Origin of the sequence: Nostoc paludosum FACHB-159 (assembly GCF_014698835.1) — a bacterium.
Classification (GTDB): domain Bacteria; phylum Cyanobacteriota; class Cyanobacteriia; order Cyanobacteriales; family Nostocaceae; genus Nostoc; species Nostoc paludosum.
Genome location: NZ_JACJTU010000035.1, coordinates 21,288 through 38,043 on the forward strand (window position 1 = coordinate 21,288; position 16,756 = coordinate 38,043).

9 protein-coding genes are annotated in these 16,756 nt (G+C 42.4%); 4 read left to right on the forward strand and 5 right to left on the reverse strand.

Going from position 1 to position 16,756, the window contains the following annotated elements:
- Positions 1 to 277: 277 nt before the first annotated feature.
- Positions 278 to 3,931 carry an AAA-like domain-containing protein gene (locus tag H6H03_RS27410; RefSeq protein WP_190958213.1) on the forward strand — a complete coding sequence of 1,218 codons (3,654 nt, stop codon included), beginning with the start codon at positions 278 to 280 and terminating at the stop codon, positions 3,929 to 3,931.
- 308 nt (positions 3,932 to 4,239) lie between these two features.
- On the opposite strand, the gene hetR is transcribed toward H6H03_RS27410, so the two are convergent.
- Positions 4,240 to 5,139: a heterocyst differentiation master regulator HetR gene (hetR, locus tag H6H03_RS27415; protein ID WP_096534886.1), complete on the reverse strand. Its 900-nt coding sequence runs from the start codon at positions 5,137 to 5,139 to the stop codon at positions 4,240 to 4,242.
- Between the two features lie 1,435 nt (positions 5,140 to 6,574).
- Between hetR and H6H03_RS27420 the strand changes: the two genes are divergently transcribed.
- Together H6H03_RS27420 and H6H03_RS27425 are read left to right on the forward strand one after the other, a co-directional pair.
- Entirely contained in the window at positions 6,575 to 6,739 is a 165-nt protein-coding gene (locus H6H03_RS27420) for a hypothetical protein (protein ID WP_190958214.1), read from the forward strand.
- A 335-nt stretch (positions 6,740 to 7,074) separates the two neighbouring features.
- Entirely contained in the window at positions 7,075 to 7,314 is a 240-nt protein-coding gene (locus H6H03_RS27425) for a hypothetical protein (RefSeq protein WP_190958215.1), read from the forward strand.
- A 9-nt stretch (positions 7,315 to 7,323) separates the two neighbouring features.
- On the opposite strand, the gene H6H03_RS27430 is transcribed toward H6H03_RS27425, so the two are convergent.
- The 3 genes from H6H03_RS27430 to H6H03_RS27440 all read right to left on the reverse strand — a co-directional run bounded on the left by H6H03_RS27430 (position 7,324) and on the right by H6H03_RS27440 (position 13,359).
- Complete coding sequence (locus H6H03_RS27430) at positions 7,324 to 9,792, reverse strand: DMT family transporter (protein WP_190958216.1); 2,469 nt, start codon at positions 9,790 to 9,792, stop codon at positions 7,324 to 7,326.
- 684 nt (positions 9,793 to 10,476) lie between these two features.
- A complete protein-coding gene (locus tag H6H03_RS27435; protein ID WP_190958217.1) occupies positions 10,477 to 11,778 on the reverse strand; it encodes an inorganic phosphate transporter in 1,302 nt (433 codons plus the stop codon).
- Between the two features lie 534 nt (positions 11,779 to 12,312).
- A complete protein-coding gene (locus H6H03_RS27440) occupies positions 12,313 to 13,359 on the reverse strand; it encodes a zinc-dependent dehydrogenase (RefSeq protein ID WP_190958253.1) in 1,047 nt (348 codons plus the stop codon).
- 192 nt (positions 13,360 to 13,551) lie between these two features.
- Here H6H03_RS27440 and H6H03_RS27445 point away from each other — a divergent pair, with 192 nt between their 5' ends.
- Complete coding sequence (locus tag H6H03_RS27445; protein ID WP_190958218.1) at positions 13,552 to 15,069, forward strand: serine/threonine-protein kinase; 1,518 nt, start codon at positions 13,552 to 13,554, stop codon at positions 15,067 to 15,069.
- A 226-nt stretch (positions 15,070 to 15,295) separates the two neighbouring features.
- On the opposite strand, the gene H6H03_RS27450 is transcribed toward H6H03_RS27445, so the two are convergent.
- Complete coding sequence (locus tag H6H03_RS27450) at positions 15,296 to 16,729, reverse strand: efflux RND transporter periplasmic adaptor subunit (protein WP_190958219.1); 1,434 nt, start codon at positions 16,727 to 16,729, stop codon at positions 15,296 to 15,298.
- Positions 16,730 to 16,756: the final 27 nt, after the last annotated feature.

The window sequence follows — 16,756 nt, forward strand, 5'->3', positions numbered from 1 at the left end:
TTCTAAGAAAGTATCTAAGTAGGTCGGTGTTGAAAATTGTCGTTATGACAAGGCAGAAGGCAGAAGGCAGAAGGCAGAAGGGAAGAGCTTTTTGGGCATCTTTACTTTTCGTTACATATTTTGGTTTTTTTACCCTGTTCTACTTATATCAATCCCAAATCATTGGTGATAAACAAGATACCCGATTTATTTAAGAAGTCGGGTATCTTGGATTTGTAACAATGGCAAATCAAATTGAATTGCTAGTTAATCTCTATTTTTGTAGTCGCATTTTGATATGAGATACCAAGTAGGGGGCAGTCTTCGTAGTGACGATCCCACATATGTCATCCGTCAGGCAGACGAGAAACTTTATACCAGCTTGAAAGCTGGCGATTTCTGTTACGTCTTAAACTGTCGGCAGATGGGCAAATCGTCTTTACTACAGCGCACAAGTTATCGCCTCAGACAAGAAGGTTATAGCTGTGTTTACTTGGATATGACTCGCTTGGGTAGTGAAGATACTACACCGGAACAATGGTACAAAGGTGTGACGATCAGCTTGTTCTACAGCTTAAATCTGGGAGAACAGGTGAATTTTAAAGAATGGTGGAACACGCAATCAGGCATTTCTTCGGTGCAAAAATTACACCAATTTGTAGAAGAATTATTACTCCCAACTCTTCAACAAAAATCTCAGAATAATGGGAAAGGTGGAGGAATAATTATCTTTATTGATGAGATTGATAGTTTATTGAGTTTAAATTTTCCCGTCAACGATTTTTTTGCGTGGATTCGTCATTGTTACAATCAACAAGCATTTAATCCGAATTTTCAACGCTTAGGGTTTGCACTATTTGGAGTAGCTAGTCCATCAGATTTAATAGCAGACAAACGCCGAACACCTTTTAATATTGGGACAGCCATCGAGTTACAAGGCTTTAAATTACATGAAGCCACACCATTACTCAAAGGGCTAGAAGAAATCATTAGCCAACCACAAGCAATACTGCGAGAGATTATCCATTGGACGGGAGGACAGCCGTTTTTAACTCAAAAACTCTGCCAACTAGTTGCCCAGACTGCCTTGAAAACATCTTACGGCACAATCTCATTACTTCCCGGAACTGAAGAATTTTGGGTAGAACAACTAGTGCGATCGCAGATTATCGAACATTGGGAAACAAAAGATGAACCAGAACACCTGCGGACAATTCGCGATCGCTTACTTTTCCACGAACACCGAGCCGGAAGATTACTTGGGCTTTATCAAAGAGTGTTGCAAGCAGAAGATGAAGAGGACACGGGGACGCGGGAACGTGGGGACGCGGGGATAAAAGGCACTAATAATTCTGTGCGTCCTCTTGCTCTTGTAACGACGGATGATAGTCTAGAACAGACGGAACTGTTATTATCTGGTTTAGTTGAAAAACGCAACGGCTATCTCAAAATTAAAAATCCCATTTATCGCAATGTTTTCAATACCCAATGGGTACTCAGGCACTTAGACAACCTTCGTCCTTACTCGCAAACATTTAACGCTTGGGTAGCATCGGCTTATAAAGATGAATCGCGTCTGTTGCGAGGACAAGCTCTTAGAGATACTCAAAATTGGCTGCACGGGAAAAGTTTGAGCGATTTGGATTATCAATTTTTAGCCGCTAGTCAAGAATACGAACGCAAAGCAGTACAAACGGCATTAGAAGCAGCACGAGCTAAAGAAGTAGAAGCAAGACTAGCACAAGAGAGAAAAACTGCAAAATTGCAAAGATTTTTCCTAACTACAGTAGCTATTGGGTTATTTGTCTCTACCACGTTAGGAATAGGAAGTTTCATTTTGTACCGCCAAACTCTCAAAAGCGCATATCAAGCAAAAAGCAGCGAAATACGAGCGCTTGTATCTTCTTCTGAAGGATTGTTTGCTTCAAATCGCCGGTTAGATGCCCTCATAGAGGCAATCAAAGCCAAGCGTAGACTAGAAAAACTAGATAAACCAAACGCAAAGATTCAGCGTCAGGTGAATAACGTACTGCAACAAGCAGTTTATGGGGCAGATGAGTACAACCATTTTTCCGGTCACACAGCAGCAGTTTTGGCAGTAGATATCAGTCCTGACAGTTCTTTAATTGCCTCAGTCAGCATAGATCAAACAATCAAGCTTTGGCGACGAGACGGTAAAGAAGTTGCAACTCTCAAAGGCCATAAGGGAGCAGTCAGAGCGATCGATTTTAGCCCTGACGGTCAGATGCTTGCCTCGGCGGGTGAAGATGGCATCATTAAACTCTGGAAGCGAGATGGCACCTTACTCAAAAGTTTCAAAGCTCACACTGCTTCCATCTGGGGAATAGTGTTTAGTCCCGATGGTCAATTCCTGGCTTCTAGCGGTTGGGACAGAACTGTAAAACTTTGGAAGCGAGATGGTACTTTGCTCAACACCTTTCAAGGTTACGAAACGGGGTTTTTCGGAGTCACCTTCAGTCCTGATGGTCAAATCGTTGCAGCTGGCAATGTGGACGGGACTGTAAAACTCTGGGAACGAAAGGCTTCTGGCTGGCAAAACGCCAAACCTCTACAAACTCTTTTAGGTCACACTTCTTGGGTTCTGAAAGTAGCTTTTACCCCTGATGGACAGACGATTGTTTCAGGCAGTGAAGACAAAACAATCAAACTCTGGAAGCGAGACAGTAAAAATGGCAGCTACCGCCAGTATAAAACTCTTAGAGGTCACACTGCGGGAATTTGGGGAGTAGCCTTAAGTGCCGACGGTCAAACTATTGCCTCTGCCAGTCTTGACAAAACAATTAAACTTTGGAACATTGACGGTACAGAACTGAGGACGCTCAGAGGACACAGTGCGTCAGTTTGGGGAGTGAGTTTTAGTCCTGATAACAGCTTTATTGCTTCCGCCGGTACAGAAAACGTTGTCAGGCTGTGGCAGAAGGAGAATCCATTCCAGAAAAGTATGATTGCCCATGAAGCCGGGATTTGGTCAATAGCTATCACCTCCGACAGTTCCACCATCGCCACAGCTAGCCACGAAAACACTGTTAAGTTTTGGAATCGCCAAGGCAAATTACTCAAAACTTTCACTCAACCTGGCGGTGCAATCTTTGAAGTTTCATTCAGTGAAGATGGCAAATTAATTGCCCTTCGCTCCTACGATGATACGGTAAAACTCAAAAAGCCAGACGGCAGTTCAGTGGCGACTTACAAAGCTCCCATTAGCAAACTATTAGCAGGAGTATTAAGTCCCGACGGTCAAACCATCGGAATGGGAAATGTGGAAAAGGTTGTTCAAATCTGGAAACGCGTTCGCGCAGAGACTCCGCAGGAGTCTCGGTCTGCACCGCAGATTATCAAAGGACATGAAGCCGAAGTTTGGGAAGTCGCATTTAGTCCAGATGGTCGTCTCCTTGCCTCAGTCAGTGGTGATGGTACTGCTAAGCTGTGGACGTTGGATGGCAAGTTGTTCCAAACCCTTAGAGGACACACTGCGGCAGTCTGGAGAGTCGCCTTTAGCCAAGACAGTAAAATGGTTGCAACTGGAAGTGGTGATAATACCGTTAAGTTGTGGACTGTTGAAGGCAAGTTGCTGCAAACACTCAAAGGTCACACAGCCGCAGTTTGGGGAGTTGCCTTTAGTCCCAACGGCAAAATAGTTGCTTCTGGCAGTGTAGATACTACAGTCAAACTTTGGCAGGTTGATGGTAAAGAACTGACTACCCTTAGAGGACATACCGCAGGCATTAGGAAAATTGCCATCAGCCGCGATGGGACTTTGCTGGTTTCAGGAGGTGATGACAACACACTGATTCTGTGGAATTTACAACGAATTCTCAACCTAGATGCACCAGCTTATGCTTGCGCTTTGGTGCGGGATTATTTGAAAACAAATATAGCAGTAGAACAGAGCGATCGCTTCCTTTGCGAACCTAGCAGGGAAAGGCAATAGCCTTGAACATCTTCTACGGGGAAATACGGAGTTAGGGAATCCTCGCCGAACACAAACAGCGATCGCTGGCAACCCGCAAGAAAGTCTGCCGGAATATAAGTCAGCCTGGAATGAAATACGCAACTTTCAAGGCAAGCCTAATAAACGATACTTTAAGGATGCACACGTGTGTGCCCCTATCAGTAATCTGATTCAAATAAATGAAAAAACTATAATGCTCCTCTCCAACACAAAGAGGAGTTGGAGAGAGGTTATCGAACTCACGTTACTAGATCGCCTTTGGAAATTTGAACTTTTGCACAGTTGTACTAGTCTTCTCGTTCGCCAAAAGCTGTCTGTAAAATCACTGCAATTCCTCCGTCTTGGTGATATTTATCTGCCCAAGCACGGATAACTTCATCTAATTCTTCCATAGCTTGCTCCATTTTTTCTGGAAGAATATCAAGTTCTTCCAACAAGCGCATGGCGTTTCGTCGCCGTTCTGCCCAATTTTTCATCATGCGGAAATACCGAGCGGTATCTTCTACCATGATGTAAGTGCGTTCTTGGTCGTCTGCTGGGGCATAAAAAGGACGAGTCAGAGCATAGAAGGGCATTCCCCAAGGAGAATCAATGCGGGTTACCGTACCTGAGTAGAGCAGACGGCGCTTGATATGCTCGCCCAAAGCTTCACTCAAAGGCATTTGGTGTTCGGGTGGCAAGTCTTCTTGCGATCGCTTGTGCAAAAATTCGATCAAATCCAAGAACTCAAATGAGCTAACTAACTGGGCATCAGGTAAATTGCTTGGTAGTTTTTGCTCAATTTGTCTTTTTTCTTCACTTGTCAAACTAGTGCCAGGAACGCGCGATCGCCCCGGTTGCCAAGGATATTTTTCTAACCAGACATAAGGCAATTGAATAAGATATCGAGGTTCCTGAGAACCCAGCATCTTCAGTAGTTTCCCTTCAGTTAGCGCTTGTCTAACTTCTTCTACAATAATTTTTACCCGTTTCGGCTCCAAATGATGCAAATGCCCTGTCATTCGCAGGTTTTGTCCCTGCTCTAGATAGGTCATGTAAATTGCACACTTGGCTGCTGTTGCGGCTGCGTCTAAAAATGCCCCATGCCTGTGCCCACTCGTCCGCATGGCACTAAAAGCCAGATAAAGCATGATCTGATCCATCGCACTGGGGTCAAGACGTTTGATCAGATCTATGTCGTTACTCATATTACAGACAATTGAATAGCACGTTTACACAGTTTTTAATCGAGTGAAAATAGGTAGTATACACCTGGCTGAAGGCAATGTCTTTACTTCAGACTATATTAGTATGCGATAACTATGATATCGGTGGTAGCTCAAACTACAATTATCGCATATTTTCTGGTACACACGCAGATCTAGTATTGTTACTATAACTGTGCTTACATCTGTCCAGAAAATCAAAAGACATCACCATGTCTAGCTTCACGCTAGTTTATCTCCTCAAAGTCAACTGTGTCACAAGTAATCTACAAAGCTTTTAACTTCTTTAGGTTTTTCTAGTTTGTTCTCCTTCAAGAGCAACAATGTCAAGCTACTTAGGGCTAATTATGACATGATGCTAGCTAGCTTAAAGTAAAAACTAGTTTACGCGGTTCATCTGGGATATCTATATCGAAAAAGATGGTTTTTATTTCGCTTTGACGAATTATTTGTAGTACACAATCGACTGGAAATAGTCAGGAGCGATCTAGAAGGAAACCGCTTACCAGGTGTGTCAACATTCACAAGCTCAGTCAAATGCCTAGTTGTGAAGTATCATCTTCTTCACAATCTCCAGTGATGTTTCGGCAATATCGCTCGCTGGCTTGAGTAAAAATTGTAGACATCAAGTAGAACAAATAATTTCAATTTCAAAATACCTGTTTGTCTCAAACATCGCTAATGATTGTATCATCCTTTTTCCTTTGGGAACATATTTATATTATTTAAAGTTTATCACTTCTCTGGATTTAAATAGTTTTCATCTCTGAATTATCATGATTTGTTGATAATTCAAAAAAAACTAAAAAATCAACGATGATTTATCTTTATCGTGTTGCTGTACTGACGCTCAGGGCTGCAACACAGACAAAATTTGCGGTGTAGCTATTAGCCATTTGCTTAATCGCAAAAATAGCGATTAAGCAAAAATATGATAAAATATTTTGGACTAAATTAGATATTTTTTGAGATTTTTCTGCTACTTAAATTATATTTTTTTGATGAAAGTATTTTAAATTTTTATAATTTATGGGAGCCAACAAAGGAGAATAAGACTCCAAAAACAGAGGTTAAAGTTCAAGTCAAAAGTCCAAAAAACCGGAATTTTAACTTTTGATTGCGAACAAACTTTAGAAAGACAAATATAACAATTAGCTTTGATTTTTGAAATTATTTATGTGGTACACGAACCGCAGCCCAAGCGCCATAGGCAGCGAGTGGCTACAGAAGCGATTAACCCTTGTTTTTATGGAATTTAGGGAATAAGAAATCAGCTTTTTTAAATTGAAGGCGAGTTTTTCACCCAATCAAATAAAAATCCTATATCAAAATTGTGTAAGTCCTAATAAATGTGGAACAGTTTAGAGGATGTTTTCAAAGGCTGGTGTATTAACAACTTCAAATCGCCTTTACCGCCATGCTTGTTGAAAAGCTAGAACTTTGGGAAGGCCTTTTCCCGCTGAAAAAGCAGAACAGTAGACTTTTCAAACATCTGTTAGTAGCTTTTTGGCAGGCGATCGCTCACTATATTCATGTAGCGACAATAATCTGCCAAGCTGAAAAACAACTCATACCATCTTAGATTTGAGATTTGGAATTTTAGATTGGGAATCGCTTTCGTGTGTCTGGGTTTTGTAAATCTATTTGTCACAAACATTGTTCAAATTGGCATTAGTCTAGACATTGGTGTTAGTATTCCAAAACGTGTTGCAATCGTCTCAACTCCTTGCAAATATTGTCTACATAGGCAAGTAATCATGCTCAATTCCTTGAGTCAGTCCTACTCACACTGCTCATATATACGTGTTTTCCTATCTGCATCAGGCTAAATCTCTAAAAATGCAAAAGGAGTGGGGAAAAGAGGTAGCGGGCAGGGGAGAAAGAGTGTTTCCCCCCAATACAAAAATCAATCTTCTCATGCCCAATACTTCTCTACGAGAGGCTGCGCCAACGACTACGCTCAGGACAAGCTCAGTACAAGTGCCCAATACTTCTCTACGAGAGGCTGCGCCAACGGCTGCGCTCAGTACAAGTGCCCAATGCCCTATTTTCAAGGCAGGTCTAGTCAACCGTCAACGGGCAACATTGTTTGAGTCAGTATGCAAGCGAAAATGTGATGGTAGCTACTTTAGCTACCATCACACCTGGGCTGGTTGAACTAGTCATTTAATTGGCGGGAGTAGAGGGTTTAACTTGGTTTCGCATTGTTTCAAAGCTAAAAGCAGCCGCGCCAAAAGTTACTAACAATACTCCTAGAATTTGTACGATATCTAAATTCTCTTGAATGATTAACCCAGCGAAAATCACAGTTAAAACTGGGATGCTACCACCGATGAGGGCTGAACGTGAGGCACCTAATTTAGTAATTCCGGCATTGTTGAGCAAATAGCCAGAAAGAGTCAACACGCCTAAAATAAATGCGCTTAAAATCAGTTCCAGCATTTTTGTGGGGTCAATTAGCAAGTTCCAATTGCTTGGTAAAGGTAACATTAAGCAAATAAAGCTCAACACCAACATGGTGGCGAAGTTAATTAAAGTAAAAGTTACCGGATGTAGTTTACTAGCACAGACCCGCGTCAGAATTATGTAAGCAGCAAAAGCTACGCCAGAAATAATGGCGGCGCTGCTTCCTAGTGAAGTATTACCAATACCTGTACTAGAAGAAGTTCCTAAAACCAATAATTCACCGCAGCAAATTGCTGCGATCGCTCCTATACGAAAGATGGTGGGCCGATCGCGAAATAGAAACCACGAAAATAAACCCGTAACCATTGGATAGATAAAGAAAAGTGCGATCGCAATTCCCGTAGGAACTTGAGCAATAGCAATATAAATTAGCACTTGAGACAAAAATAAAAAGCACCCACTGACAATTGACAACACCAAAATCTGCTTTGTAGCTGCATTCGTAGGTGTGGGATTCCCTCGCACTGAATTAATCAAGTTTTCCAAATCTTGCCATAGTGTGGGATGCAGTATAGGCGACAACAGTACCATCAGTGGTACTACCACCATAAACCGCATGGTCAAAATTAAGAAAGTATTGCCTAAAGTCGGTGGTAGCAACCGTTCTACCTCTAATACACCGAAAATCTGGGAACCTTCGTGGAAAATCACCTTAATGGCTACGTTGTAAAGCGAAGATATGACTGTGGACAACACAATCAGTAGAAAACCGACTTGGATTGTGGATGAACCTGAGGAACTGCGCGATCGCCTTGTCGAAGTTTTTGCTTCTTTCGGTGGCTCTAGTGCAGTCACAGGTGTGGGTTTAGCTCTCGTCTGTGGCACACTTTTGCGGAGAACAGAAGCTAGTTCGGGAGCATTAATTTTTAGTGACGGTTGTGTTGGTTGCTCCTGTGGAGTTGATGTATCAGCGGGTTCTGATGAAGTTTCGCTTTCGGAGGAGTCGTTGCTGAGAAAAGAAATTGGCTCAGTGGCTTTTTCCTGTGGTGGTGGAACTGGCTGTTCGTTTTGGGAGGAGTCGTTGCTGAGAAAAGAAATTGGCTCAGTGACGTTTTCTTGTGGCGGTGGAACTATAACAGCAGGCTGTGGTGGAGTTTCACTTTGAGACAAATCGTTGCTGATAACAGAAATTGGCTCAGCAGCGTTTTCCTTTGGTGGTGGAACTATAACAGCAGGCTGTAGTTGAGTTTCGTTTGCTGGTGGAACTATAACAGCAGGCTGTAGCCGAGTTTCATTTGGCGGTGGAACTATAGCAGCAGGCTGTGAAGGAGTTTCACTTTGAGAGGAGTCGTTGCTGACAACAAAAATTCGCTCAACGATCTTTTCCTGTGGTGGAGTTTGATTTTCGGAGGAGTCGTTGCTGATGGCTTTTTCTTCAACAGCAGCAGACTGCGATCGCGTTTCGGTTTGGGAAAATTGATTAGCGATGGTAGAAGTTGGCTCAGGGGAGTTTGTGACGACTACTTCCCCAAACTCAGGGGATGTCTCCAAAAAAGCGTTCTTCTCTGGTTCCGTCAGCTGCAAAACAGTGGGTGTACCTGTTGTTGGTGGTTTGCGCGAACTTTCTTCTATAGTTTTTTCTAGTTGTCCGTGCAAGCGATTTACAAATTCTGTCAAAATCGCTTCCCCTTGCTGCTGTTGGCTGTACATCCGTGACAGCTGTTGGGAAAGATTACTTTGATAATTCTTTAATTCTTGTTGCAGCGAATTAAATGTGATAGTAACCGTGTCATCAAGACTGTCAAACATGTGTTCGACTTTTTCATTGATTTCACTCACTACATTGCTGCTCACTTCAGCGGATTTCAGTGCAGCTTGTTCGTAAGATTTACCTTCTATATTTTGCGTAGCTAAATTTGCCAGAGAGGATTGCAGTTGCGAAGATATATGCTTTGCCAGAACTTCTGCCAACTGACGAATTAATACTTGCTGCTCAGTAATTTGCCGTACTTGCTGTAAATGCTCTTTTTCTTCTTGCAAGCTTTGAATATCATCAGATAACCGATTTTTTTCTGCTTGAAGCCGCTTGATGTCTTCTTGCAAGGCTCTGAGGACGTTCTGCTGGAGATTTTCTAAGTCCTCAACTACAGCCCAAAGAGCATTTTCCGCAGCTCTAGAGAGTTCGCCTCTGACTCGCGGGTTTTCTGGTTGCTTCTCGAATCGCCCCATTAGCTTCTAACCTCTAACGCCTTGACAATAAAGCTGCTTCGCGCTGACTTGATTGGCACTCATACTAATTTCCTGTATTTTGTCAGATAAATTAAAAATTTTAACAGCACTTCCGCATTTCGACGTAATTCTGTCACCCTAGACACAGGGTTTGCAAAGCATCAACCCTTGGTGGCAAATTATAAATCACGTCCTGTTGTGATTTGACGAAGCCAGAGATTGAGAAATCTAGCTCACCCCAAGTCAGCGCCACGGTTTTCGCCGGTCTCAGATTTGTCTGGAAATTCAAAATTACGATTTGCGTAAGTCCTATATTTATTGTTTTGGTGGCAATATTATTATCAAAGACTTGCTCTTGAGTGCCTGATCGCCACAAATTTCTCTGACTTGCCAAACTAGCTGTAAATTTGTGTGGAATGTAACTTCAGTGACAGTTTACATCTCTAATGGAGATTTAAAGTATCTTTCTGTGTAAATTCAAGGTTACGCGATTCCCTGCACAACATTCTAATAAATGAGCAGCAATTCTGCAAAAATGCCTTTTTTTGGTATTGTTGCAGTCTAGGTTTCATGCTGCGAGTCTTGTAGAGACATTGCAACGTCTTTACAACGATAAATCAAGGGTTTTAACCTCTAATCCACATAATGCGTAAATTGGTAAAGGTTAGAAAAATATTAATTTTTTTAAAGAAATAAAATCCGGGCGACGCTAAAGATGGCAGCGCTGAGGATTGCACTAACAGGGATTGTAATTAGCCATGCGGCAGCAATACCTTGTAGAGTTTTGAACTTAATCGATTTAATATCTTGCACCAATCCAATACCCACGACACCACCGACAAGGGCATGGGAAGTGGAGACTGGCAAACCTAGCCGGGAGGCAATCAGGATCGTGGTAGCAGTAGCCAATTCTGCACAAAATCCACTGCTAGGTTGCAAAGAAATGATGTTTTCGCCAATGGTGGCGATGACTTTCTTACCCCAGACAGCTAACCCCCCAACAATACCAGCACCGCCAAGAATTAAAATCCAAATAGGGATAGTGATACTATCGGTAGGTACGCTGCCAGTGCGATGGATATAAACGATCGCAGCTAAAGGAGCGATCGCATTTCCAACATCATTAGAACCATGAGCAAAAGCCACAAAGCAAGCACTCAGCACCTGGAATCGGGCGAATAATTTTTCCAGGGGATTGGGGATTGGGGACTGGGGATTGGGGACTGGGGATTGGGGAGTCAAAAGTAGTTTTCCCTCATTTACCGCTTGTTCTAACTGTCGCCAGCTAATAATTGTGAGTCCAACTGCTGCTACAGCACCAGTTAAAATTGGAATGTCGTAAGTGGGTATGTTTAAGCCAACTTGCTCAATTAAAAAAGTTGTCAGAGGTTGAGTTAGGGAAGGTAATACAATCACACCAAATATACCTATCAGTACAGTACTCAACCAGGGAATCCATTCTTGTAACTGCACTAATTGATTGGGTTGCTCTAAAATCCAGTGCTTAATTTGACTGTAGAATAAAGCTGCGATCGCACCACTAATTACAGGCGTTAACACCCAGCCAATAGTAATCATGCCAATTGATGGCCAATCAATTGCATCTACTCCCAAAGCTACCCAACTAAAGCCAGCGATCGCACCAACAACCGCGTGAGAAGATGACACTGGTAAACCGCGCGATGTGGCAATTTGCAACCACACACCACAAGAAACCAGCACCGTAGCCATTCCCACAACAAGTATTTCGGGTGTAGCAGCAAATAAACCAGGATTAGCAATTTTCGTTGCTAGAGTTTCCGTTACTTGATGTCCAAACAAGACAGCACCCGTAAACTCTAATACCCCAGCAATTATTAGTGCCTGTCTGAGAGTCACAGCTTTGGAACCTACAGAAGTTCCCATCGCGTTAGCAACATCATTTGCTCCGAGATTCCAGGCGACGTAGAAGGCTAGTAGGGCGACGAGAATTAGGGTGTAGAGCATATGGGGCAGGGGGGCAGGGGGCAGAAGGCAGGGGGCAGGGGGCAGAAGGCAGAAGGCAGGGGGGCAGGGGGAAATAGAAAAAATCTGAGTAAATTGGATAATTTATTTTCTGGCAGTCGCTAAGAATGAACCTTTTAAATATCTGAGGTTCGTCGTTGAATATCTGAGGTTTGTCGCTGAATATCTGAGGTTCGTCGCTGAATATCTGAGGTTCGTCGCTGAATATCTGAGGTTCGTCGTTGAATATCTGAGGTTCATCGCTGAATGTCTCAGGTTCGTCGCTGAATATCTGAGGTTCGTCGCTGAATGTCTGAGGTTCATCGTTGAATATCTCAGGTTCATCGTTGAATATCTCAGGTTCATCGTTGAATATCTCAGGTTCATCGTTGAATATCTGAGCTTCATCGCCGAATATCTGAGCTTCATCGCTGAATATCTAAACTTTAAACTTTTAGTTGTAACACCTCCCTATCTCCCTCCTGCCCCTCTGCCTCCTGCCTCCTGCCCCCTGCCCCCTGCCTCTCCATCTCGCTTTTAGGGATAAATTAAGATTTTATAAGTTTCCGCCGTGGGTGCGATCGCCGCTTCCACAGCTGCTGATAAATCTTTTAATGGATAGCGATCGCTAATTAATGCTTTCACATCAATTCGCTGATTAAATACAATATCAGCTGACAAATTCTGAAGTCGATAAGATGAACTGTAACTGCCCATTAAATCGATTTCCCGACGGTAGAGGATATTCGGGTTGATGGGAATTTCCAGTTCATCAGGAAATTCAGCGAAAAACAAGATTTTACCGCCTTTGCGGGTACAGTCAAGTGCTTGAAAGAAAGCTTTTTCACTGGGGACAGCAAGCAGGGTAACATCAACGCCTAGTCCACCAGTTAAGGCATGAATTTTGGCGGGTAAATCGGGATCACGAGCATCAAAAGCGGCCTGGGCACCAACATTCAATGCTTTTTCAATTCTAGAAGGCAGTAAATCAGTAGCGATCGCTTTTGCTCCGAAATACTTCACTAACATGATGAACATTAACCCAATTGGCCCTGCACCAGTAACTAACACAGTTTGTCCTGGGGCAATTTGGGCTTTTTTCACTGCTTTCAAGCAACAGTTAGTGGGTTCGACAAAACTTGCTTCTTCAAAACTGATATTGTCAGGGATGGGAATTAACCCACCGTTTTGCACAATATGACCAGGAACTTTAACATAATCAGCGAAACCGCCGCCGCTAGCATTAAAGCCTGCGGTTGTAGAGATGTTTTTGTAGACATCGCACATGGAAAAATTGTCATTTAGACAGTAGGCGCAACGCATACAAGGGATGTGGTGCATGACTGCTACGCGTTGTCCAACTTGCCAACCTTGGACTTGAGATCCTACTGCTGCGATCGTACCAGCCGTTTCATGTCCAAAAATCCGCGGCGGTTCGTATAACGGATACCGAATTTTTTTAATATCTGACTGACATAAACCCACAACCCGCACCTGTACCAGCACTTCATCTGGTTCCAGGGTAGGAACTGGGATCTCTTCGTAAGACAGTTGATTAACGCCTCTAAATACCTGTGCTTTCACGTTGGTTTTTGCCCGCTCAACGATACTAGATGTAACATTAGTCGTCAACGTTAGGCTATCAAGTTTGTAATTTTTGTGTCTTGGCTTGTTTTAAGCTTTATTCAGTAATAAAAATGCTCAACACTTGGCATCTGTAAGAGTGAAGTTAAAATACAGACATTCTTCATGGTAGGCGATCGCCTTTAAGCTTTTATGTTGGGTCAGTTACTGGACGGGCGTTATAAAATTATTCGAGTCTTGGGAGCTGGTGGTTTTGGTCAAACCTATGTTGCCGAAGACACAAAGCTTTATAACAGTCTCTGTGTGGTCAAGCAACTTAAGCCAATGGCTACCGATCCTATGACTTTACAAGTTGCTAGGCGTTTATTTGAATCAGAAGCACAATTGCTGCACAAGCTAGGAACTCACGACCAAATTCCGCAACTGCTGGCACATTTTGAAGCAAATCAAGAATTCTTTCTTGTTCAACAATTTATTGATGGTCATCCTATTAGTGATGAACTCACCCCTGGAAAAAGATTGAGTGAAGCTTACACTATTTCGCTATTAGAAAATATTCTGCAACCATTGGGATTTGTCCATCAAAATAATGTGATTCACCGAGATATTAAACCTCCCAATTTAATTCGACGCAAAAACGACGGTAAAGTAGTGCTGATCGATTTTGGGGCGGTGAAACAGATTGGTACTCAAGTGGTGAATGGTGCAGGTTTGACTAAAATGACTGTGGGCATTGGTACTGCTGGCTATATGCCTAGCGAACAAAGCCGTGGTAGCCCCAGATTAAGCAGTGATATTTATGCTGTGGGCATGATCGGAATTCAAGCATTAACAGGGTTAATGCCGCATCAGCTGGAAGAAGATGTGCAAACTGCTGAAATTGTTTGGCATCACTTGGTACAGGTAAGTCCGGCACTAGCAGATATTCTAGATCGGATGGTACGCTACGACTTTCGCCAACGCTTCCAATCAGCAGCAGAGGCTTTAGCAGCAGTGCAGGAATTAGGAAATGCTTATTTACCGACACAGCCTCTTACCAATTCCTCGCGCCCGCTTTCTTCACCGCCAACAGTTCCCATCCAATATCATCAACAAATTCCCCCAACGATTAACTCCGATCCTCCACTTTCTTCTCCACCACCAGCAGTTCCCATCCAATATCGCCAAGAGATTCCGCAAACTATTAACTCTGAACCTCCAGTTTCTTCGCCTCAGTATCCTCAAGAGATTTCCCAGCCAGTACCAGTATCAGCCAAACTTCCACAAGTGGGACTGGGTTTTTACCTCCAATGGGTATTAGTTAATGTTGTCGGCTTAATTGCAGGTGGTATTGTAGGAGCGATCGCCTACGAAATTTTCAAGCCAATAGGCATATTTATAGCCATGCAAGCTGCTGCCGCTACCATAGGTTCGACAATTGCGTTTATGCAATTATTAGTACTACGGCGGCAACTTCCCGTCTCTGAAAAATGGTGGATTTTAGGAACTACCTTAGGTACTTGCTTCTCTGTTCTTATCTGCGGCAAATATCCTGAATATTCCATGTTATGGGTTGGGCTGATAGTTGGAATTATTCAATTTTTTTTACTAAAACCACTAGTTGAACAATCCGCTTGGTGGATATTAGTTAATAGTCTGTGGGGCTGGTTTGGCGGAATTTTTTCGGGAGCAGTGCTAGTTTTACTGTTAAAAAATCGAAAAAATTTGTAATTTATATAAATTAATTTACTTTGAGGTGACAATTATATTAGCCTTAGTTTGAAAATAGAGACGTTGCACTGCAACGTCTCTACAAATTTTATGGTTGGATAAATTATGCTGCGATCGCTTTGAGAGATGGGATTTTTAACTTTCGGACTCGCTACCCCTGCGCTATCGGCCAGTCATACAGAATACCCAACTCAATTCTGACGGCTGACGCCTTTATTCTTTGTTGTTAATTCTTAGTCTTAGGCTTTGATGCAAGTACCTGAACAGACTTACCTTCTTGCAAAGCATCCGTAGGATTAGTAATTAACCTCGCATTAGGGCTTAAACCAGAAATTACTTCTACTTCAGTACCATAATCTCGTCCCAGTTCTACTTTCTTGTAGTTAACTTTGTTTTCTTTTGTCACAGTAGCTACCTGTATACCATCTGCATTAATTACTAAGGTATTAGCTGGTACTAATAAAGGTGGATTGACACGTTGAGCCTTAAAAGTAACTTCAGCATACATCCCAGGACGCAACACATTTTCTGAATTCCGTACTTCAATTTCAGTTAAAAGAGTATTGGAAGAGGGATCTAAGGCATCAGCAGTACGAATAACTTTACCAGAAAAAGCTTTTTTAGGTAGCTCGCGAACGCGAACAAGCGCAGTTTGTCCGGGTTGAATTGATTGCATAAAAGCCTGAGGAACGTTAATTCGGATACGTAAATTATTTGTCTGAGCAACCTTAAATAGCCAGGAATTTCCACTATTACTATTGCTACCCGCAGAAATTAAAGCTCCTGTGTCTATGTTCCGAGCAGTAATTACGCCCGAAAAAGGAGCAACAATTTGTTTGAATGATTGTAAAACTTTTATCCGTTGCAAATTTGACTGAGCAGCATTTTTACTCGCAACAAAGGCATTAATATTAGCTTTTTGGGAATTAATAGCCGCAAGAGCAGTATTGATACTTTCTTGTTCTGAATTAACGCGAGCAATTAAAGTCTCTACATTAGCTTGACTTGCATAATAAGCACTTTCACGTTCATCAGCAGCTTGTGTAGTCACTGCTCCTTGCTTTTGAAGTAATTGCCAACGTTGCCAAGTTTGACGCGCTAATTCTAAATTAGTACGTGCTTCAATTAATTCGGCCTGTCTAGCTTTGAAGTTGGCTTTTGTTTGCGAAAGATTACTGAGCTTTTGAGCTAAATCTGCCTGGACTTGAGCAATATTGGCCTCAGATTTTGCTAATTCCGCACGAGCTTGCTCTACATCTTGGTCAGTTTCAGGTGCATCAATTACAGCGAGTAACTGTCCTTTATTGACGCGATCGCCAATATCCACTAACTTCTTTTGTAAATAGCCACTGGTACGCGCATAAATTGTGGTTTCTTGACCTGCTTGAATGCTACTAGGTAGGACTAACTCTGTAAAATTAGCCGCCAGCTTGGGCTTAACTACATTAACCGAAGAAACTTTTTTGGATGTAGATTTAGCAAAAGCATTTAATTCTGATTGCTGTTGGATTCGAGGTATAATACCAAGTGCTAAAAGTCCACTGACAACAAAAGTAGTCGTAGCAATAATTGTGATAGAACTGAGACGATTTTTTTGATTTTTTGGCGCAGTTGCTGTGAGATCGGAATCAGCAATTTTGGTATTCTCTTGAGTATCCATATATAGATTTCCTATTGGATTTGTTGA